This window comes from Bdellovibrio sp. CKG001, from assembly GCF_055397465.1.
Genome location: NZ_AP029173.1, coordinates 2,288,673 through 2,309,227, shown reverse-complemented (window position 1 = coordinate 2,309,227; position 20,555 = coordinate 2,288,673). Strand labels below are relative to the sequence as shown.

Annotated in this window: 16 protein-coding genes; 9 read left to right on the top strand and 7 right to left on the bottom strand. The window is 50.3% G+C overall.

Features of this window, described 5'->3' with window-relative positions:
• The first annotated feature begins 58 nt into the window (after positions 1 to 58).
• Positions 59 to 712, top strand: a complete 654-nt coding sequence (locus tag ACZ50P_RS10980; RefSeq protein ID WP_464131113.1) for a hypothetical protein — start codon at positions 59 to 61, stop codon at positions 710 to 712.
• On the opposite strand, the gene ACZ50P_RS10975 is transcribed toward ACZ50P_RS10980, so the two are convergent.
• From ACZ50P_RS10975 to ACZ50P_RS10955, 5 genes are all read right to left on the bottom strand, one after another.
• Entirely contained in the window at positions 709 to 3,510 is a 2,802-nt protein-coding gene (locus ACZ50P_RS10975; protein WP_464131111.1) for a POTRA domain-containing protein, read from the bottom strand. The genes ACZ50P_RS10980 and ACZ50P_RS10975 overlap by 4 nt on opposite strands.
• Positions 3,507 to 7,478, bottom strand: a complete 3,972-nt coding sequence (locus tag ACZ50P_RS10970; RefSeq protein ID WP_464131109.1) for a translocation/assembly module TamB domain-containing protein — start codon at positions 7,476 to 7,478, stop codon at positions 3,507 to 3,509. The genes ACZ50P_RS10975 and ACZ50P_RS10970 overlap by 4 nt, the downstream gene beginning before the upstream one ends.
• Entirely contained in the window at positions 7,475 to 8,530 is a 1,056-nt protein-coding gene (locus tag ACZ50P_RS10965) for a hypothetical protein (protein ID WP_464131107.1), read from the bottom strand. The genes ACZ50P_RS10970 and ACZ50P_RS10965 overlap by 4 nt, the downstream gene beginning before the upstream one ends.
• Before the next feature lie 75 nt (positions 8,531 to 8,605).
• Entirely contained in the window at positions 8,606 to 9,172 is a 567-nt protein-coding gene (gene efp / locus ACZ50P_RS10960; protein WP_464120718.1) for an elongation factor P, read from the bottom strand.
• 192 nt (positions 9,173 to 9,364) lie between these two features.
• Entirely contained in the window at positions 9,365 to 10,192 is an 828-nt protein-coding gene (locus tag ACZ50P_RS10955) for a tetratricopeptide repeat protein (RefSeq protein ID WP_464120719.1), read from the bottom strand.
• Between the two features lie 77 nt (positions 10,193 to 10,269).
• On the opposite strand from ACZ50P_RS10955, the gene ruvC reads away from it, so the two are divergent.
• The 7 genes from ruvC to ACZ50P_RS10920 all read left to right on the top strand — a co-directional run bounded on the left by ruvC (position 10,270) and on the right by ACZ50P_RS10920 (position 16,999).
• Entirely contained in the window at positions 10,270 to 10,770 is a 501-nt protein-coding gene (gene ruvC, locus ACZ50P_RS10950) for a crossover junction endodeoxyribonuclease RuvC (protein WP_464120720.1), read from the top strand.
• Complete coding sequence (ruvA, locus tag ACZ50P_RS10945; protein ID WP_464131105.1) at positions 10,767 to 11,357, top strand: Holliday junction branch migration protein RuvA; 591 nt, start codon at positions 10,767 to 10,769, stop codon at positions 11,355 to 11,357. The genes ruvC and ruvA overlap by 4 nt, the downstream gene beginning before the upstream one ends.
• The gene (ruvB, locus tag ACZ50P_RS10940; RefSeq protein WP_464131103.1) at positions 11,354 to 12,343 is read left to right on the top strand and encodes a Holliday junction branch migration DNA helicase RuvB; all 990 of its coding nucleotides are present in this window, start codon (positions 11,354 to 11,356) and stop codon (positions 12,341 to 12,343) included. The genes ruvA and ruvB overlap by 4 nt, the downstream gene beginning before the upstream one ends.
• Before the next feature lie 252 nt (positions 12,344 to 12,595).
• Positions 12,596 to 13,597, top strand: coding sequence for an asparaginase (locus ACZ50P_RS10935; RefSeq protein WP_464131101.1), 1,002 nt, complete (start codon positions 12,596 to 12,598; stop codon positions 13,595 to 13,597).
• Positions 13,598 to 13,621: 24 nt separating this feature from the next.
• Entirely contained in the window at positions 13,622 to 14,530 is a 909-nt protein-coding gene (gene lpxC / locus ACZ50P_RS10930) for a UDP-3-O-acyl-N-acetylglucosamine deacetylase (protein ID WP_464131099.1), read from the top strand.
• A gap of 107 nt (positions 14,531 to 14,637) precedes the next feature.
• Positions 14,638 to 16,149 carry a hypothetical protein gene (locus ACZ50P_RS10925; protein ID WP_464131097.1) on the top strand — a complete coding sequence of 504 codons (1,512 nt, stop codon included), beginning with the start codon at positions 14,638 to 14,640 and terminating at the stop codon, positions 16,147 to 16,149.
• 109 nt (positions 16,150 to 16,258) lie between these two features.
• Positions 16,259 to 16,999 (top strand): hypothetical protein, encoded by a 741-nt coding sequence (locus ACZ50P_RS10920; RefSeq protein WP_464131095.1) that lies wholly within the window; start codon positions 16,259 to 16,261, stop codon positions 16,997 to 16,999.
• Positions 17,000 to 17,011: 12 nt separating this feature from the next.
• Here the strand turns inward: ACZ50P_RS10920 and ACZ50P_RS10915 are convergent, their stop codons facing one another.
• Positions 17,012 to 17,254, bottom strand: a complete 243-nt coding sequence (locus tag ACZ50P_RS10915) for a hypothetical protein (RefSeq protein WP_464131093.1) — start codon at positions 17,252 to 17,254, stop codon at positions 17,012 to 17,014.
• Positions 17,255 to 17,378: 124 nt separating this feature from the next.
• Positions 17,379 to 19,031 carry a hypothetical protein gene (locus tag ACZ50P_RS10910; protein ID WP_464131091.1) on the bottom strand — a complete coding sequence of 551 codons (1,653 nt, stop codon included), beginning with the start codon at positions 19,029 to 19,031 and terminating at the stop codon, positions 17,379 to 17,381.
• Between the two features lie 389 nt (positions 19,032 to 19,420).
• Here ACZ50P_RS10910 and ald point away from each other — a divergent pair, with 389 nt between their 5' ends.
• Positions 19,421 to 20,527, top strand: a complete 1,107-nt coding sequence (gene ald, locus ACZ50P_RS10905; protein WP_464120729.1) for an alanine dehydrogenase — start codon at positions 19,421 to 19,423, stop codon at positions 20,525 to 20,527.
• Positions 20,528 to 20,555: the final 28 nt, after the last annotated feature.

Here is a 20,555-nt window from a genome sequence, read left to right as displayed (position 1 = left end):
TCTTTTTATGTCAAAAATGTAAATAATATATTGTTTTATAGCAAGTTTGCGGTGCATTATGAGTCCCAAGACCCCATCTGCGGTCGATAGTTTTAAAAAATATGCAGAGGAATTATGTGCGTTTATTGAGCAAGAGGGTTGGGCCGTGCGCCCTTACCATCAGGACTCTTTGCCGTTTTTCTTGCAGTTGAATGAGTTTCAGCGAGGCACAACCATCGAACTGCTTCGTCAGTACCTGGAGATTTGTGAGCGTGTGTATTCCCGGGGGCGCCGCTTAAAGGACATGCCTTTTTTTGTGGAAACGGCTTTGGACTATTATGGTTATAGCATTTTTCCCCAGACAATGGGGCGCTTGCGGGCGGAACCTAACAAGATGGTTGAATTCTACTCTGACAAGCACACCCAGTTCTTTAGATCACTGAATTTCTTTGAGTTCACCAGCTACACCATCGAAGACTTGTACTGCCGTCAGTGGGTTCATCTGTATGATCGTGAAGAGGCGATGACCTTGCGGATCTTAAAGAAGGCCAACGCTGTGCTGGCAGGGCAGTGTGAGGCTCCTTTGGCGGTGCTAGAGCCTCACATTCTGAAAGAACGTCTGTCCTTGGAACGCTTGCAGGTGGAAATGAAAAACCTGGAGCTAGAGCCCTTACGTAAAAACGGCCAGGTTCAGGGAATCTTTGCCATGGCCGATTGCACCTGGGCTCTTTAGAATGTCCCGATAGACAGGTGGAAGCGCCAAGGTTCTTCCCCCGGGCGCGCATCCAGTTTCCAGGCCCATTCCAGGCTCAAAGGACCCACCGGCGTGTTATATCGGATTCCGAATCCGGCAGAGTCCCGGTAAGGATCTGAAAATTTTAAATCCTCAATTTTCACAGACCCACCATCATAGAAAACGGCTCCCCCCAAGCTTTCATAAAGCGGGAAGCGCAGCTCTGATTTAATCAGATACATGGTTGAATCCGAAGTCAGATAGTACGTCGGATCGCTTTCAGTAAGCCCCAGATCCTGTCGGTTCGGGAAGACTTCCTGAGTTCCGGCCTCATAGCCACGCACGGTGGCTTGGCCTCCCAAAGTGAAGCCCTTTTTATCCCAAGGTACACCGCCCCCAGGACTTAAGTTTTTCATATACCCGGCACGCCCTTGATTGGCCCAGACAACCGGCTGCTTGGAAAGGTGACCGACCGTCCAATAGTGCGTGAAGCTTAAAGTGGTACGCCAGTATTCAATTGTCGGGCTGGAACCGATTGAAGGACTCGCATATTCCGCATTCCAACGGGTGAAGGTCCCTTTGCTCGGATTGAAAGGATTGTCACGGAAGTCCAGATCCAGTTGGGGGCCGGTTGTTGCGATGTTTTGTTCAACTGTGTCATATGGATAGGAGTCATCCAAACCGAAGTCACGGATGGTGGCCAAAGACCACAGATCCCAGATTCCCAGAATCCGTGAGGTGAAATCCTTTTCCAAAGAGTAAGTGGTCGAACGCACGTCGGAGACCTGTTTGATATCGAAATCCGTCACCGTGCTGGAGCGAGTGACATTGATACGTCCCCGCACGCGGGAATCAAACAAATAAGGCTCCAGGTAACCCAAGACCACGCGGCTTTCCAGATACTTGATATCTGCGACGTTATAGTTTCCTTCAAGACGCAGGGAAACTCCGCGTCCGGTGCCCCACAGATTTCGATAGGCCACGCCCGTGTATCCACGCAGTGTCAAAGTTCGTTCGTTGGTTGCTCCGGCGCCCAACGTAAAGACGCCCGGATCGCGTTCACTGACCTTGACCAAAACCGTGCGGTTGGCAACGTTGGTTTTTTCTTCCAGTGTGCGGATTTCGACAGAGCCAAAGAAGCCGGTTCTTTGCAAGCGCGCGACGGACTCCTCCAGATTTGACGGGGTTAAAAGGTCGCCGTTTTTAAACTCCAGTTCCTTGTGAATAACATAGTCCGAGGTGAAGGTGTTGCCTTCCAGGATGATCGACGCCACCCGAACCTGAGGTCCTTCGAAGATCTTGAAGTTGAGATTGGCTTTGGTGTTGGTTTCATCATAAGTCACGACGTCGCCGCGTTCATTCAGCAGCAGCATTTCGATATAGCCGCGCTCTTTATAGAAGTTCTTCAAGCGGGCGATAGAGTCCTCGATCTGCGTCAGGCGCAAGGGGCCCGCGCGCAGACGGGTGGCCTGCAGCAGCTCCTCGTCCCCGAAGGACGAGTTTCCTTCAAAGGTCACGGACTCCACAATCGTCAAAGGTCCCTCATCCAGATTGATGTGGATTGTGACGGCATCGCGCTCTTTGTTGTACTGGGTGCGCGTGGACAGGATCTTGGCCTGCAGATAGCCGTTGTTTTGCAGTTCCAGAATCAGATTTTTCAAGCCGATGTCGATGTCCTCTTTATTGTAGTAACCGCTTTCCACTGTGCGAGAGCTGTGGGCTTCAATAAAGTTGATATAGTATTTGTCTTTGCGATTAAAGCGCCCTGTCAGGTTGTATTTCTGAATTTTGACCCGGGGACCTTCTTCAATATGGAAGGTCACCTTCCTTTGGAACTTACGTGCTTCAGCTTCATCCACTTTGACTTCGGCCCGGGCATAGCCCCTTGCCAGATAATGAGCGCGAATCTTCTGCGCCAGCTCGGTGCCCACAGAGGGGCTGGCGGAATAGTAATTATCCAGATCCAGGGCACTTTCGATTTCCCGGATCGCCAGGAAACGAACCCCTTGATAGTCGAAGTTGTATTTTTCGGTTTTCTCCAGACGATAGGTCAGCACGACTTCGCTGTCATCTTCACTGAATTCCGTGGTGGGGCCCACCAGATCCGCCCGGATGTAGCGGTTTTCAGTCAGGTACTCGCGCGCCGCTTTTTGAATCTGTGCCAGGGTCGCGTCCGTGTAAGGATCATTCAGGGAATCGTCGATTTCCTTCATGACCTTCTTGTTCAGCTCCTCGTTGGGGCTGATCAGAATAATATTTCGCACCAAAGAGCGTTTGTTTTCATTCACCCGCACAAGCACGCCCACCGTGTCGGCAGTTTCAGGCGGCATTTCGATGTCAATCACGGCATTGTAATAGCCCAGATCACGATAGGCCTGACGCAGTTTTTCGCCTCCTTCAATCAGCGTCTGCTGATCAAAGACGTCTCCGGATTTAACCCCAAAAAGATTTTCTGCTTCCGATGTGGAGAAGTTCTTATTGCCCACGATTTTCACGCTGGCCACCCGGCGGGTCAGCTCATATTCCAGGCGCAGGGGAGAACTGTTGCCATCATCCAGAACACGCACGCGTTTGATCTGTGGCTTAAGCTGCAACTGGCGTATGATGTCGTCCACCTGATCCTGGGTCAGGCGCTCTTTGCCCAGTTGCGGAAACCTTCTGGTCAGATCCTCTTGAAGATCCTGGGGCAGGTTGGATATGTTCAAAGGCTTTTTTAAGGCCCAGACCGACGTACTCCAGCCCAGAGTCAGCGTCGCTAGCAAAAACACGGCAGGGGATCTTAGGCGTGAAGATATCATTTAAACTCCCGCTTAAACTCTAGATCCAAGCCAAAAATACTTTGGGACTCTTGTTGGGTGGACTGAACATTCGTGCTTTCCTCTGTCGATCCGCGACTTTCAAATGAACCGATGGCTGTAACGTTGCTGTTCAGAAGATATTCCAGCTTGATGTCATAGGATTGTGTATCACCCACGGGACGACTGCCGGACACCTTCATTTTATCTGACAGTCGACGGCTTAAGGTGATCTTTGGCACACTGATGTTGCGGGTGGAATCATACTGGGACGTCACAGCCAGATTCAGACCTAGCGTGCTTTCAAGTTGTTTGTTGATAGGTTTTGCCAGGACCGCCCCCCCGATTTCCACGCCCAGCTGTTCGGCCTGTTGACGGGATTGCAGGTTTTGATCCATGGCCGAGGAGGTGACCCCCAGGGCAATCAGGGAAATAATATCCTGCTCTGACAGTGGTGGGACACTGTTGAGGTGAATGGTCAGATTTTTTGACGGTCCTTGCGCCAGCAGCGTGATGTCGTATTCATTGATGCGTGACATGGCCGAGATATAAAGATTCGGATTGATTTCATCAGGATCATTGAAGTCAATCACGCCGCTTTGGATGTCAAAAACCTTGTCTTTGAAGATGATCTTGGATTTGCGTTCCATGCTGATTTTACCCAGAAGCACCGGATTGGTCGGAGCCCCTTTGACTTGCAGCTGTCCTGTGACCGAACCATCGATCAAAGAATTTTTAACCACGATATTTCGATTTAACAGGATCTGCAGATCCAGCAAAATGGGCTCAAATTGCCCCTCACGCAGCAGCTTTGGCAGATACTGGCTTTGGCGAACCCCTGCCACCGTCCCGGCGTCTTCGGTGAACTCTTTTTCAACCAGAGCGTTGGACACATGGAAGGTGCCGGAAAGAGTGAACGGGAACCATCGGCCTGACAAAAGCACATCGGCATTGCCACTGCTTCGGACCTTGTCCGGGACGTTGAAGGTCACGCCATCCAGACGGGCGCGAATGGTGGTGGGGATATCCTTGATTCCATTGATCATGATGCCGCCATCCCCGGTCAGGGTGCCGCCCGCGATCTGGCCTTTGATGGCATTGATCAGAATGCGGTTCTGCGAAAAGACGACTTCCGTGGAAAGGCGTTCAAAGGGATGCGGGAAGCCTTTGATCTTAATGAAAGTGTTCTGGGCGTTGGCATTTCCAAGAATTTCCGGTTTCATCAAGGTGCCGGAAACATTGGCTGAAATGTGCAGCAATCCCCCCATATCCTCAAGGAACGGAGTGAAGATTTGCAACAGGCGAAGGTCGGTGTGACCGGCCACACCCAGATTCAGCCGTTCGGCGGAAAAATTAGAGCCCCGAATCTGCAGCAAGTGATTCGGACCTGACAGGGTGAAATTGCGGATGTTGACCAGACCGTTGTCGGCCGTGATGTCAATAGGCCCATTGTTGGCGAAATTCAAAGGACCGCGCTTCAGATTGAAGGTTTCAATGTGAATCTTGCCGCTGGCCTTCAGGATGTCTCCTTGCTCTGAGCGCAGGTCCACCATTGATGTCAGGGTGGAGTCATATTCGCTGGCCAGATTTGCGCCGCCGATCAACCCCAGAACCGTCGAGTAATTCCATTTGTTAGTATTTACTTTCAAAACCAGTGGTGATCGTCCTTTTTCCATCGGGATCTGAAAGTCCGCTCGGACCTTGTCCCCAAAGAAAGTGAATTGTCCGCCCAAACTGTTGCGGTTGACCCTGACAATAAAGTTCGAGTTGGGAATTTCCTGGTCCTCAAAAAGAGTGTCAGTGATCGCACCTTTTAGCAGAACCTGCGGGTTGTTGACGGAATCTTTCAGTTCGGCAGCAAAATTCACATTGCCGGTGATGTTGGAGTTGATTTTGCTGATAATGTCAGATTCTTCCAGATGCCAGTTTTTTCCATCAGCATAAAGATTCATGATGCGATCTGAACTGATGCCACCTTGCAGAGTCAAAGTGGAGTTGGCCTTTTGCAGGATCACTTTGTCAGCATTGATGTTTCCGTCTTTAGCCGAGGCATTGAACAGCAGCTGATTGAATCCCTCGGGTCCGATCGTGACATCCTTAAAGGCGGACTCCAGCTTGTAATTCAGCTTCCAGAAGTTCAAAGGTCCATCAACACGGGCTTTGGCAGCGCCAGCCCCAGAGACGGGCAGAGGGAATCGGTAGATCTTTTCAAAGATCGTGGCCACATCGCCGAGTTCCGCTGTGGGAATGCTGAAGTCACCTTCCAAAGTTTCATTGTTCAGGTCGACATCCAACTCGCCCAAATATTGCGTGCGATTCAGAGCGCCGGCGATGTCTTCAAAGAACAAGATGCCTTTGCTGTAGCGGAGATGGGTCAAAAGATTTCCCAGAGTGAAATCCTCAAACACGAAGTTGCGTGCATTGAGCTTCATATTGAAGACGGCAACATTGGAGTCCCCGGAGGTGGATCCTTCGATGCTGGTTGTGCCCACCAATTTTAAGTTGGCCAGATTACGCACATTTTTAAGATCCAGCTTGTCGGTTTTAAAGTTGATCTTAAAACCTTTGTGGAAATCAATCACACCATCAGAACTTCCGGCGCTGTCACCCATGGTCACGGAGGCCGCGTAAGAAACCTGATCCAAAGTCACCTGAACCTGGCCTTTGGCAGACATCGCATCAATGTTCACCAGGTCTGGGGTTTTGGGTTTGATGTCAGTCTTCACCCAAAGGTTTTTCCCCTTGAGGGAAGCGTTAGAGCAGGTCACCTGAAAAGTGGGGCGGATCTGTCCTTCGCAGGGAAGCTGACCTTCCAGTTCCAGACCGACGGGAATGTTCGCCAGATCCAGATTTTGGAAAAGTTTGTAAAGATCCAGGCTGTGAACCGTCACCATAGACTTAAATCCGTAATTGCCATCCAGCCGTAACTGCGATTTTGTCAGAGTGGCTTCACCCGCCGGGTGGTGCACTTCCATTTCCGAAAGTCCAATGACGCCATTGTGGTATTCACCCTGAATACGGGCGTCACCCAGTTCCAGCTTTTCCAGCGTGACAGAGCGGGTGTTGATTTCAGCCTTGGCGCGGATGTCGTCAAAGCCGTTGAACTTGGTGTCGACTTCCGTGATCAATTCACCACCGATCGCCGGCAGCTTGATGTCCGGGCGCAGACGCTTCATTTCCGTATAGATGTCGCTCAGGTTGATTTTTCCGGTCAGATCCAACACGCCGGAAGGTTTGATGGCAATACGGGCAAAGTTGGTCAGCTCGCCGCGGGCCAAAACTTCCGACTGTCCCAGTCGGACACCCAGTTGAATGATCTTTAAAGACTGACGGGTCAAATAGAGGTGAGTATCCAGTGAGCCGGCAAAGTCCCCAAAACCAGTCAGCTTCACCTGCAGTTCTGGTAAGTTGGCCTTGGCCGTCAGGTTTTTACCCATATTGGTCAGAAGCAGATCGCCACTTTGTACGGTCGCATTCAGCTTAAGCTGTTTGGAGGTGATCTGGGTTTGAATGTTCTGCAGGAAAATTCGCTGCAGCGGCAGTTGCTCTAACACAGCAAAGATCTGATCCATCGGCAGCTCTTTGGAAGGGGAGTCCTCTTTAAGGAGCGGATCCAGATTGATTTGCGCCTGAGGAGAGTCCACGACCACTGCCGACAACGTCAGTCGCCCACCCAGCAGATGGAACATGTCCACAAAAGTGCGAACACTTTCGATCCTGATACTGGGAAGAACCTCGGCCAGTTCGCCTTGTCCTTCAATAGTCACGCCTTCCAGGGCGGCGGAGGGACGCAGGAACCGCAAAGAAAGTTTCTCGGCACGGATTTTCACCGGCAGGTTGGCGGCGGAATAGCTTTGGATTTTTTCCAGCGTCCAGGCTTCAATCTTCGGAGCCAACACCTGGGCCATCAGAGCCCAGAGCACCAGAATTACAGCCAGCGGAGTGATAAGAATCCAAAAGACACGTTTCACTGACCACTCCAGATGCTAAGTAGCGCACTGGCGGCGCGATAGTGTGGACGAGCGGCCAGAAGTCCTTCGAGTACTTCTATCGCCGTGTGTTTTTGTCCCAAGCCCCACAGCGCCTGCGCACGCAGATAAGCGGTGGCAAAGAAAGTTTCCGGATCATTCGCAAACAGTATTTCAACTTTGGCAAGATCGGTCAGCAGTTCCACGAAGCGGCGGCACTTTAACAGAATCTCAAGTCGGAACCAGATCAGGGATTCCGTTTCCTCGCTGAAAGAAAGCAAAGACAGTGCATCCTCGAAGCTGTCCAGCATATAAGCGGCCACGGCGAAATCAAAGGCCATCTCCGGATATTTCTCGGCGTGCTCGTGCATACTTTGCATCAGTGCCTGCAAGGCCTGTTCAACTTCGGGTTCACGAGGGGAATACTCTTCGGTGTTGATACTGACTTTGCGTGAACGTGGTGTTCGACGCGACAGGATCTCCAACGCATAACGCTGTTTGTGTTCATTCACCTCGCGGCGAATATCGCTGTCTCCAGGATAAAGTTTTTGCAGACGCTGCAGCAGGGACTTTTCCTGCTCATACAGTTGCTGTGTGCGCAGGGTGATCAGTTGCTCCAGCAAAGAACGTTTGTTGTTCAGATAGTCTTTGTGGATTTTATATTTGCGATTGCTGCGCCATTCGCCCAAAGTCTGCAAAGTCTGGCGCAGAGCCAACGAGCGTGAGGCTTCGCTTTGAGCCTGGTCCTCTTCGATTCCGTCCTGCAAAGCGCGCACAGCCTTTTCATTCAGCTCGTCAGAGAAAGCACTTAGCGCTTCAAGAAAATAGGGCCATGGAATTGGGAAGGATTCGTTTTCAATGTGACGAAGAACGAACTCAATCAAAAGATGTTCATGGCGTGACTGAAGCAGGAAGCGAGAAAGGGCGTTGATATTGTCCAGAGTAAGAAGGTCCGGCGAGGACTCGATATTGCCGATAAGTTGTGTGGCAACTGCGCTGAGATCATCAGCGTGTCTGAGAAGACTTTGGATTTCTAATTCAACATAAGTGGACAAAAAAGCCTCCGCAGCTTAACTCGTTTATTTTGCGATAAAATTGAGTGGTTGCGGAGACTTAATACTGAGCGTTACTTATTTTTGGCTGACGCGCTCGACGTATTCACCTGTGGAGGTGTCAATACGAAGAACATCGCCTTCACTGATGTGCAAAGGCACGCCAACAACAAGGCCCGTTTCCATAGTGGCAGGCTTGGTAGCGCCCGTAACGCGGTCCCCTTTGATGCCTGGGTCCGTTTGAGCCACAGTCAGGTTCACGGCTTTTGGCACATCACAAGCAACAGCTTTCTCGTTATAGAACAAGATAACCACTTTCAGGTTTTCTGTCAGATAGTACTTCGCATCACCCAGGTCTTCTTCAGACATGGCGATCTGTTCGAAGGTCTCTTGAGACATGAAGTTGTAACCCGTGTCGTCTTTGTAAAGGAAAGACATCTCTTTGTTTTCCACGTTAGGAACTTCAAACTTCTCACCGGACTTGAAGGTGGATTCCAAGTTTTGGCCAGTCAGCATGTTTCTTAGTTTGGTGCGGGTGAACTGATTCCCTTTACCTGGTTTTACGTGTTGGAAATCCACGATCACATAGGGTTTCCCCTCGAGCATGATTTTAAGACCTTTTCTAAAGTCCGACGTTTCGTACATGATAAATCCTTCCTCACGGCTGATGAAAAAGGCCCCACTGACTGCGTTGTCGGGCGGCCTTCTCGCTCAGACGTGCATTAAGCACGTCTGCGCTGCGAGGGACTACTCCGCCTTGCATTGGGACCTTTTTGATCAGCCTTTTATCTTTATGGCTGATCAGAAAGGCATCATGACTTATAGGGACGTAGGCGGTCAACCTTGGGCGCGGTAGTCTTCGATTTTGCGAAGCATCATCTCAAGAACTTCCAGCTTCTTTTCGCGGATCAGCTGTTCGCGTGGCAGAAGTGGTTTTAGCGGAATGGCCTCATCAGAGTCGTTATAGCGAACCTGAAGGGTGTTCATACGGCGTTGGATTTCCGGGTGGTCGCCAAACTCCAGACGGGTGTCTTTCAGAAGAGCATGGGCTTTTTCCAAGTCATTGCGCACAATAAAGGCGTCGATCAAAGAAAGCATGCGCTCCAAGGCCTTGTTGGTGGTCACCGGAGTGGGGCGGATCACCACCTCTTCCGGGGCAAAGTCAGGCGGGCGCTCGGATGAAACCGGAGCCGCTTGCAGTTTTACCTCCGGAAGTTTTGTCATCGAAAAGACGTCTTCATCATACTCATCCGCCGTCAGGGATTCCAGTTTCTGGACGGCTTTTTGGGCGCTTTTTGAGTTCGGATTCAGGAAAAGCACCATTTTAAAGGCTTTTAAAGCCTCTTTCGGATTTTTCTGAGCCAGATGAACTTCCGCCGTCAGTTGGTGCGCCAAAATATTTTCGGCCGACAGGGAGGTGGCTTTTTTCAAGGCCTCAAGAGCTTTTCCCAGTTCGCCCAAGTCGCGCATCACTTTGGCGTAAGTGACCAGGCCGCCGACAAATAGCGGATGGCGTTGAACGCCCAAAGTCACCGTTTTACGCGCTTCTTGCAGCATTCCCATCTCGCGATAAGCTTCCGCCAGAGGTGCAAAAACCTGAGAATTCGGATCTTTCTCAAGGAGACTCTGGTACTTTTCGATGGTGCTTGCTTCAATTTTGGGCATAGACTGATACTAAAGCAGATTTATTGACTAAGCAATATCTACGACGCCATAGTGGAAATATAAAAAAGGAAAATTCTTTGATCATTCTTGGGGTCGATCCCGGTTCTCGCATTACAGGTTTTGGTGTTGTCCGTGTTCACAACGGAAAGATTGAGCACGTCAATCACGGTGTGATTGTGATGGACGCTGATGAAGCGTTTCCGCTGCGCATGAAAGAGTTGGGGTCCGCCTTCCGCGAGGTCATGGAAAAGTACAAACCCCAACAGGTGGTCATCGAAAAAATCTTTCTGGGCAAAAACGCCGACAGTGCCTTTAAGCTGGGGCACGCCCGCGGGGTCATCATGTATGAAGCCGGTTTGGGCGGGGCGGAAGTTCAGGAATATGCCACGCGTTCCGTGAAAAAAGGTGTCACCGGAAATGGCGGAGCCTCCAAAGAGGACGTTCAGGCAATTTTGAAAGTCATGCTGAGCTTAAAAACCATCAGCCGCATTGACGCCTCCGATGCCCTGGCCATGGCCTGTTACCATGCCTTTGAGATAAAGAAAAAAGCGATTATGCAAAGAGCGGTGAGTTTATGATTGGATATCTGCGCGGTAAAATTATTGAAGTGATGAATGACTCCGCTTTGATTGATGTGCAAGGGGTGGGGTATGAAATTCTGGCGTCGGCGCACACGCTGGGGGATTTGCAGGATCTTCTGGGGAACGACATCATCGTATGGGTTCACACCCATGTTCGTGAAGATGCGTTGCAGTTGTTCGGTTTTCACGACAAAGAGGAAAAAAATCTTTTCCTGTCTTTGTTGAAAGTAAATGGCGTCGGCCCCAAAATGGCCCTGAGCATTCTTTCCGGGGGACGCCCGGCCCAGATTCAGGAAATGATCGAGGCCGGAAATGCCAAGGCCCTGTCCGGTTTGCCTAAAGTCGGCAAAAAGACGGCAGAGCAAATTATTCTTACTCTCAAAGGCAAGTTGGTGTCCATCGAAGAGAGTGCAAGCCCTGCGAAGAAAAAATCCCAAGGCCACACGCAGATCACCTCCGCGCTTTTGAATCTGGGCTATAAATCCCAGGTGGTGGATCAGTTTGTTTCCACTTTGCCAGCGGATATCAGCGTTGAAGACGGTGTCCGTAAAGGACTTCAGACCTTGTCAGGAGGCTTGTCATGAGTCGCATTCTGGAAGGGGATCCGGTCGAGGGTGAAAAGTCCTGGGAAAATGAGTTGCGCCCGCAGCGTTTTGAGGACTTCCCGGGTCAGGATGACGTAAAGGAAAAGTTGAAAGTTTTCGTGGCGGCGGCCAAACATCGTGGCGAGTCTCTGGATCACGTGTTGCTGGCGGGGCCTCCGGGACTGGGTAAAACCACCTTGTCCAAGATCATCGCCAATGACATGGGGGCTGAAATCAAAATGACTTCGGCTCCGGCGATCGACAAAAAGGGTGACTTGGCGGCGATTTTGACGTCGTTGAAGCCGCACTCGGTTTTGTTTATTGATGAAATTCATCGTCTGAGCCGTCATGTGGAAGAGTATCTTTACACCGCAATGGAAGACTACTACATCGACATCGTCACCGGCGAAGGCCTGGGAGCGCGTTCGATGAAGTTCACACTGGCGCCGTTCACTTTGGTGGGGGCGACGACCCGTGCGGGGCTTTTGAATCCGCCATTCCGCGATCGCTTTGGGATTGTAGAGCGCTTGCAGTTCTATGATAAGGATGCTCTTCGTCAGATCCTAATGCGTTCAGCAGAAATCCTGAAGGTGGAAATCGACGAAGCTGGTGCCGAAGAGGTGGCAAGGCGTTCCCGCGGCACCCCGCGTGTAGCCAATCGTCTTTTGAAGCGCGTGCGTGACTATGCCCAGGTCAAAGGCAATGGCGTTGTTACCAAGGACATTGCAGTCTATGCACTTAATCAATTAGGCGTGGATCAGTACGGTCTAGACCTGATGGATCGACGTATTCTTAGCTTGATTCAGGATAAGTATGCCGGTGGTCCGGTCGGAATCGACACCATTGCCGCAGCTTTAAGTGAAGAGCGTGACACATTGGAAGAAGTCTATGAGCCGTTCCTGATTCAGGAAGGTTTCATTCAGAAGACTCAGCGTGGACGTGTGATCACAGAATTCGCAAAAAGCTCCGTTTTAGCAGACAAATAATCGGTGACGTAATTTCTCGAAAAATCTTTTAATCTCATGGGCCTTGCCTAATGAAGACTCAAAGCCGGCGTATTGCCGGCTTTGTTGTTTGTCGTATTTTGAGCCTTTAAGAAGTTTTTATTTTGGGGGCCCGGGTATCCTGATAGAATAATTCGCGGTTCGCCTATGACATTCAGGCGATGTGTTGCAGTATTCTCTCTCGGAGTTGTGTTGTTTTGAGAATCCTGAGCTGCTTTTTTGGGGAGAAACTCTATGGCATCAAAACAGCCGTTGGTCATTGAAGTGCTGCGTGGTCCTGTTGTGGAAAGCCTGCATCAGGTGATGATTGTGGTCGTGAATGAAGTGGGCAGTGTCATTCAGTATTGGGGTCATCCCCAGTTTTTAACCATGCCTCGCAGTGCGATCAAGATGCTGCAGGCTTTGCCGCTGATCGAATCCGGTGCGGCTGACAAATTCAACCTGGAAGACAAACATATTGCGTTGGCTTGTTCATCTCATCGGGGAGAAAAAGAGCATTTAGCGGCCTTGGCTCAATGGGCGGAGAAAGCCGGTTTGAAGGAATCTCAATTCGTCTGTGGCCCGCATCTGCCTTATCACGAGGAGAGTGCCCACGAGATGATTCGTCACAACCACAAACCCACAGTTTTTTGTAACAACTGTGCCGGAAAACATTCAGGCATAATTTCGACATGTTTGCACTTGGGAGAGGATCCCACGGGTTATGAGAAGTACGATCACAATGCGCAGAAACGCCTGCGCAAAGTCCTGACCGAAACCATGAGGGTGGATCACGGTAAGATTCCCTATGGAGTGGATGGGTGCGGTATCCCGACTTATGCTGTGCCTTTGCAAGCCATGGCGGTGGGAATGTCCACGTTCATAAATCCCAAGGAAGCTCCGGCGCGAAGAGCGGCCGCAGCGCGAATTTTACACGCCGTAAAGACACACCCGTTTTATATTTCCGGCAGTGACAATTTTGCCACAGCTGTGATTGAAAAGTCACAGGGGCGTGCCGTGATTAAGGGTGGAGCAGAAGGGGTCTTTTGTGGAGTTCTGCCAGAAAAGAAGGTGGCGTTTGCTGTGAAGGCTGCTGATGGGGCTGGTCGTGCCGCTCAGGTGGCGACGGCGTCGCTGTTACTGAAGCTGGGCGGACTTTCGGAAGATGAATTTAAGGCTCTCTCGAAACACACAATGCCGGTCATCACCAACTGGCGTGGGGATACCGTCGGGCAAATCCGCATTGCGAAGGTCTGACAGTTACGGTACAGTCTAGGCAAGATGTTCTTACAGAAAACAATTCGTAAAAAGACCGTTGTTCAGGGGATCGGGATTCACTCCGGCGATCCCTGCACGCTGACTTTCCGACCGGCTCCTGCTGACACGGGCGTTTACTTTATTCGCACCGATTTGCCCGGCAGTCCTTCTTTGAAAGTCACTGCTCGCAATGTTCAGGCGACTTCGCACCAGACAACGATCGGTGGTCCTGATTTTTCCGTGGCGACCATTGAACACTGTGTATCCGCTCTCTCTGCACTTCGCATTGATAACTTGTTTATCGAACTGGACGGGCCCGAAATTCCCATAGGCGATGGCAGTGCCAAGGTTTTCCTGGAGGCCTTACTGGCCGTGGGGATTGTGGAGCAGGATCAGCCGCGCAAGTATTGTTATATTACAGAGCCGATTTACTTTAGCGAAGGTGATAAGCATGCCTATGTGGTTCCCTATCACGGCCTGCGTTTGACTGTGACCATTGATTTCCCGAATCCAACAATTGGCAAACAGACGATTGATCTGGACATCAATGAACAATCCTTTGGGCGTGATGTCGCCAATGCGCGCACCTTTGGATTTATGAAGGACGTGGAGGCATTAAAAGCCCGCGGTCTTGCCAAAGGTGGCAGTCTGGATAACTGCGTGGTGTTGGATGGTGAAACTGTTGTGAATCCGGATGGACTTCGTTGGGCGGATGAATTTGTGCGCCATAAGGCTCTGGATGCGTTGGGGGATCTGGTGACGCTGGAAATGCCTTTGATGGGGCATGTGGTGCTATATAAAGCCGGTCACGATGTGATGAACAAGCTTGTACGCAAGATTTGGGATTCGCCGAACAGTTATCGTCACGTCGAATTGGGGGCTGATATTTCAGAGGAAGTTCAGCGCTACACCGGATGGACTGTGCCAGTCTGAGATAAATTCGTTGTTCCTTGTATTCAAGCAAACACGTTACCAGGAGAGGGTCTTATGCGAGGCCCTTTATAGTTAAGCCCCCGTCAAAAGTGCCGATAGGTTATCGCATGAAACTGAATCTTTCGGCTCTTTTCCTGTGTTTTTCTCTGCTTTCAGCGTGTACGTTGGACTTAAATATGCGTGAAGGCAGTTCGCAGAACAGCCTGAGGCCCGAAGAGGACGTCTTCACGGAAGTTCTTTCCATCGATTTCAGAGCCAAAGCGGATAACAGCGATATTTCCGAAATCTATATCAGTAAAGATCAGTCACAATTTGACTATGTCGCCAGCATTCCAGGTTACATTGACTTCTTTGCGGCAGATCCCAGTTCTCCGGGGAATGGTTATGCCGTAGTGGTGAAGTCCCCGGCATCCCCGGGGGCTTGGCCGGACAAGGTGCTTTGGTTTGTTTCGGCCAAAGCGGAGGCCAATCAATACTTCGCGGATCTTCCCGCAGGACTGGAATCATGCACTGTCTTCCCTCACAAATCCTTTATAAATCTTCATTGTTTGGATGCAGCTTATGAACCTGTCGCTTATCAGGTCGACAAAGCCAGTGGAGAAGTGGCCCCGCTCCTGCCGAGATTAGGATACTTGGATGACAGCAACTATCGTTATCAAATTAATTCTCCCGTCTTCCCAGGCAGTGCTGTGGATCTGATTGAGGTTCGCAAGATCGCTTTGGCAGATCCGTCTGACAGCAAATTGGTGGATCTTTTTGTTTACCTTGACGATGCCTACACAAAATTGCCCCTGAGCGGGGGGGATCTTACGGCGATAGCGGCAGCGAATGTCGGTAATGTTCGCATGGATATGGACAATTTATTGACGGTGTTTCTTTTTGATTCCATCACTCAGGACGTCAATCTTGTGATTGTGGACGTGACTAAGGCAGATCAACTTCTGCCGGTTCGGGTTTTGGCCGGGACAGGGACGGTGTTCACTGAAGGGGTGATGGATGGTTCTCTCATTTTGAATGTGAACTCAACCCTGAAGTCTTATCGGCTGGGGTCGGGATTAAGCACATTAAGCTATTCCAGCAATCAATATCACGGGATTGTTCAGGACCGTATGTACTATTTTGAACCCTGGGTCTTCGGTCAGCCGCAGTGGTTTGGCAGTTGTGACATTAGCGGAAGTTGTCAGACTGTTTTCACGGATGCGGCGGCCTATGAAATTTTGACTCTGGTCCGGAATGAACAGCAGAAGATTTATTTTGTGAATAAGACATCTCCGGAAGCAGACAGGGTCCTTGAGTCCACCGGTGGTTCGGCAGGTGGAAGTGTTGTCGAGACAAAACTTACTGAAAATCTCAAGTCGCACCCCATTCCTATCGCCAAGGTCAGTTCCATCCGCAAAGTGGGCAATTACCTAGAGGTCTACTATCAGGATCCCAACACAAATCAAAGAGCTTTTGCCATCCTGGATGCGGAAACCGAAAGTGTTTTGGACACCTTTGTGGACTATTGTTATGCCGCCACGGATGAAGAGAGAAAAGATTTCGTTTTAAAAAATCATAAATACCGCGAGCCCCTGAAGCCTGGTCTGAACTTCGTTGTGGCAAGTTTTGGCTGTATTTAGTCAAAGTGTTTTGAAATGAGACAGACGGACTCTATTCCATTTTTTCTCAACATTTGCCGTTAAGAATGATGGTACTGTATGAGGACTGTGTTTCCGGTGGGGGGGATGTATGCAGAATCAAAAGAAGATCTGGGGCAGTGTGATGGTCTTTGCTGTCCTGACAATTTGTACATTGACCTTTCAAAACTGTGCACCCAGCTCGACGGATTCGGCTTCGACGTCGTCAGACGGGACTACGGCCAACACAGATAATTCCAGCACGAGCACAAGTATCCTGACCTATCCCAACGCTGGCACACCTGTGACACTGATTCCTGGTCAAAGTATCACGCTTAAACTTACCAAGCCTTCGTACATGAGCAATGCTGCTGACTATCTTTGGATTGTGCCGTCGGACGATTATGCGTTGGCTTCGTACTATGGCCTGTTCACGGAGGTCGATGGTTATTTGTATGTGTCGCTGACGGTAAAGTCATCTTACGCCTCGGCGAAAAACATGCGCCTGTACATTTTAAATATCGCCTCAAACAGCTACGCCGACAAGACGGGACTGGGACTTAAGATTGATGCGTCAGCCTATGGTCAGCACTATTCCAGTGATATGGTTTCAGAGATGTGTGATGTCCGTGGAGGTTATGTTCCAACCTTCATTTTCGATAAAACCAAAGAGGCTGCCGATGCCCTCATCGTCTTTGATAACGGGGCGGGAGTGGGTTCGTTGGAGTGTAACTTTGGTGGAACCTCTGTGGACTGTCTGAGTACCAGCTCCTGGCCGTCGGATTGGGCTTCGCGCAGTCTGACGATCTCAGGCTATAATCGCTGCGGGGCCACGACCACCCGAGCCTTCTGACGGATCAAGGTTCTAACGAACTCCTAGGATTCTTTTGCCAGTTTCATCCAGACGAATCTGAAATGTCTGTTGGGTGTTCATTTTGTCCTGCAGAAAGAGACAGAAGGGATGATTGGAAAACGCCGGCCCCTTTTGTTCAAAATAGGCCAGGGCTGGGGTGGAGGATTCCTGAGAGGTGTAAATCAGGGGTCCGTAACTCAGAACAGAGTCACCCATTTGTTGAACACCACATTGAAGTTGAAGAGCAAAAACCATACTGAGAATCATGGCGATGGTTATATCGCCGTTGAGGGCAGTCGTACAGTGGTTCATTGCGCGCTTGAAAATTTTAATGAGTTGATAAAAAAACCGGCTCTGTTTTCAGAGTCGGTTTTTGTTTTTATCTTTGGGATTTCAAGTAACCAACGATATCGATGTCCGGTGGAGTTGCAAGGCCGACTCCAGGAAGAGGACCTGTGAGCTCGCTCAGAGAATAGTCCATGCGCGCGTCATAGCGGCGCTCCCACTGATTGCGCAACCACTGTTCGCGTTCGTACCATTGACGTTTGTTCGCATCGTCCTGACAGGAAGCCAGTTCCTGCGGGATTCGTGCGCCCCAGCGAAGTTCGATGCAGTGATACGGGTCAAAGCTCATGGCAAACAGTCTTTGGCGGGCGGCTTCCAGATTCAACATCACAGTGCGTCCGTTGGAAGTTGTGTAAGAGAACTGACAAGCCTGAGCTTTTTGCGCATAAACGTTGAACAGATCCTGGGCCAGGTTGCCACCGTTATAGCGGATAGAGCGGTCCCGTTTTTTATAGCGCTCAATATTGGCTTTGGTTGAAGCCAGTAAATCCATGAAGGCCACTTTCAAGCGCGCGTCGCGTGAAGGGGTGGCATAGTTTTCCCATTCACCTTCGGTGCCGAAAATATTCAGTGGCAGTCTTTCCGGGTGGGCCTTGGCAGAAACGCCCGAGGTGCGGGCCGCATCCACGGCATCCACGCGGTCTTTCAAGCTGACGCAGATGTCATCTGTCAGTTGAGCCATGTCTTTGAGGGGATCAATATGTGCTTCACCATCGGTCAGGGCCAGGCGAACGTAATCATAGAAATTCACCTGTTGACCGTTAAAGATGAATTTCCCCTTGCTCCAGCCGGCAGAATCAGGATGAGTTCCATAGAACTGTTCCTGGCCATAAAGTGGCAATTCAGAGTTGCGGGCTGCCACGATTTTTCCACCGGCATAGGCACCCGAGGAATCCACTTTGGCGTCAACCAAAGTTAAAGGGCGGAAGTTTTTAAAGCCCGCGCCTTGATTGGGGTTGCTGCGCGCGAATTTGGGAGTGAACATCCCCATCGTCAAAGAGTTGTCCGGATGGGCGTCGATATAGAAGATGCGACCATCGTCCGAGATTTTATAAATAATCGCGACGTGTCCGTTGGGATCATAAATCACCGTGCCCGGGCGGATGGCCTGGCGGTTGAGGCGAGTCGGGTAGAAGTCCGTGAACAGATCCGTATCTTCGTTACCAGCCATACGCAAAGAGGCCGAGAAAGTCAGGCCTGGAACGATGTTGTTCAGAATTTCCAGCGCATTGGGGTAGGTGTTTTTGAAGACGCCGTTCTTGGTCAGAACGTCATAGCGCTTGGTCACCATGTTTCCTTGCGGAGTGTAGCGCACGTCTTTGACTTTTTCGGTGTTCAGAGGACTGGGTTTGATCTCTGCTGAAACAGAGAACGGCAGACCGTTTTTCCATGCAAAATAACCGCGCAGATAATAGGGAAGATCCGCACAGTCGGAGTAGTACTTCAATCCCGCGGGGTCGGTGCCATAATAAAGGTTCGCAGTGCTTTTAAGGCAGGTGTCGACCTTGCCGCACTCGCGACGCTCAACTGCGTCCCCAAGGCGGGCGACGAACTGGCCGAACTGCCGCTCGTGTGCTTCTGTCCAGGCAGGTTGAGTGATACGCCACTGAGTTGCTGCGGCGTTGTTCTGGGCGTAGGCTCCGGAAGACAGAAGGAGCATGAGAGATAGACGTCCAACAATTTTCATATTTTTCTCCAGCTAATTAAAATCCGGAGGAGAGTAAACGATTTCCGGCTGAATTTCCCCTGTCAGGATTTTAGACAGTAGAAACTTCCCGTTCCCTCAGAATCAGCGCCAAAAAACGTCCCGAAAAGGTGCCTGGTTGTTTTTTCTGGCTACAACGCATCAGCCGAGGGCTGCTGGCCCGGTTACATCCCACGGGTCAGGGAGTGGGGATTTCGGATATTTCTAGGTGGTCTGCTGCGCCGTAGCCAGAAAAAACAACCAGGCACCTTTTGCGAGGCACCTTTTGCAGCCCAACTTGCTTTTTATTACCGATCTGGCATATTTGCTGGGTTTCACAACCGGAAAAATCAAATATTGAGGGTGCGTTTTGTGCCTGACAGGAGAAGATCATGATTATCGGTGTTCCTAAGGAGATTAAAATTTCAGAAAACCGTGTTGGTTTGACTGAAGCAGGTGTTCGCCAGTACGTGACTGAAGGTCACACGGTGATCGTTGAAAAAGATGCGGGCGTGGGCTCAGGCATCACCAACGAGCAGTACGAAAAAGCGGGCGCAAAAATCATCGACACCAAAAAAGAAGTGTACGCAAAAGCGGACATGATCCAAAAGGTGAAGGAACCACTTCCTGACGAATACGAACTGATGAGAGAAAATCAGATCCTTTACACTTATCTTCACTTGGCTGCTGAAGCGAAGCTGACGAAAGTTCTTTGCGAGCGCAAAGTAAAGGCGATTGCTTACGAAACCATCCAGTTGGACAACGGCTCTTTGCCATTGTTGACTCCAATGTCTGAAGTTGCCGGTCGTATGGCGACTCAAATCGGTGCTTTCTACTTGCAAAAAAATCACGGCGGTAAAGGCATCCTGATGGGTGGTGTTACTGGTGTTAAACCTGCCAAAGTAACCATCATCGGTGGTGGTGTTGTTGGTACGAACGCGGCGAAAATGGCTGTGGGCTTGGGCGCTTCCGTAACTATTCTTGATGTGAACACAGCACGTCTTGAGTATTTGGATGATATCTTCCAAGGCCGTTGCATGACTTTGTTCTCTAACGCAAAAAACATCGAAGATTCCGTAAAAGAATCTGACCTTGTTATCGGTGGCGTTCTGATCACGGGTCACAAGGCGCCAACGTTGGTTTCCAAAGAAATGGTTTCCAGCATGTCCAAAGGCTCCGTGGTTGTGGACGTTGCGGTTGACCAAGGTGGTTGTATCGAAACGTGCCGTCCGACTTCTCACACGAACCCAACTTATGAAGTTGACGGCGTGATTCACTATTGTGTTCCAAACATGCCAGGTGTTGTTCCTAGAACTTCCACTTATGCACTGACCAACGTGACTTTGAAATACGGCTCTATGATTGCTGCTATGGGCGTTGAAGACGCTGTGGCAAAATCCCCAGCTTTATTGAAAGGTCTAAATACGTACGGTGGACACGTGGTTTACGAGCCGGTAGCTCGTGACCTGCACATGGAATACAAGCCTTACAAAGCTTAATTCCGGCGATTTCTTTTTAAAAGAAGAT

Bases quoted from the DNA above. Each gene is read 5' to 3' on its own strand.
- ACZ50P_RS10935 (WP_464131101.1), top strand. From the start codon at position 12,596: ATGGCATCAAAACAGCCGTTGGTCATTGAAGTGCTGCGTGGTCCTGTT.
- ruvB (WP_464131103.1), top strand. From the start codon at position 11,354: ATGAGTCGCATTCTGGAAGGGGATCCGGTCGAGGGTGAAAAGTCCTGG.
- ruvA (WP_464131105.1), top strand. From the start codon at position 10,767: ATGATTGGATATCTGCGCGGTAAAATTATTGAAGTGATGAATGACTCC.
- ACZ50P_RS10980 (WP_464131113.1), top strand. From the start codon at position 59: ATGAGTCCCAAGACCCCATCTGCGGTCGATAGTTTTAAAAAATATGCA.
- ACZ50P_RS10915 (WP_464131093.1), bottom strand. From the start codon at position 17,254: ATGGTTTTTGCTCTTCAACTTCAATGTGGTGTTCAACAAATGGGTGAC.
- ald (WP_464120729.1), top strand. From the start codon at position 19,421: ATGATTATCGGTGTTCCTAAGGAGATTAAAATTTCAGAAAACCGTGTT.
- ACZ50P_RS10975 (WP_464131111.1), bottom strand. From the start codon at position 3,510: ATGATATCTTCACGCCTAAGATCCCCTGCCGTGTTTTTGCTAGCGACG.
- lpxC (WP_464131099.1), top strand. From the start codon at position 13,622: ATGTTCTTACAGAAAACAATTCGTAAAAAGACCGTTGTTCAGGGGATC.
- ACZ50P_RS10910 (WP_464131091.1), bottom strand. From the start codon at position 19,031: ATGAAAATTGTTGGACGTCTATCTCTCATGCTCCTTCTGTCTTCCGGA.
- efp (WP_464120718.1), bottom strand. From the start codon at position 9,172: ATGTACGAAACGTCGGACTTTAGAAAAGGTCTTAAAATCATGCTCGAG.
- ACZ50P_RS10925 (WP_464131097.1), top strand. From the start codon at position 14,638: ATGAAACTGAATCTTTCGGCTCTTTTCCTGTGTTTTTCTCTGCTTTCA.
- ACZ50P_RS10920 (WP_464131095.1), top strand. From the start codon at position 16,259: ATGCAGAATCAAAAGAAGATCTGGGGCAGTGTGATGGTCTTTGCTGTC.
- ACZ50P_RS10955 (WP_464120719.1), bottom strand. From the start codon at position 10,192: ATGCCCAAAATTGAAGCAAGCACCATCGAAAAGTACCAGAGTCTCCTT.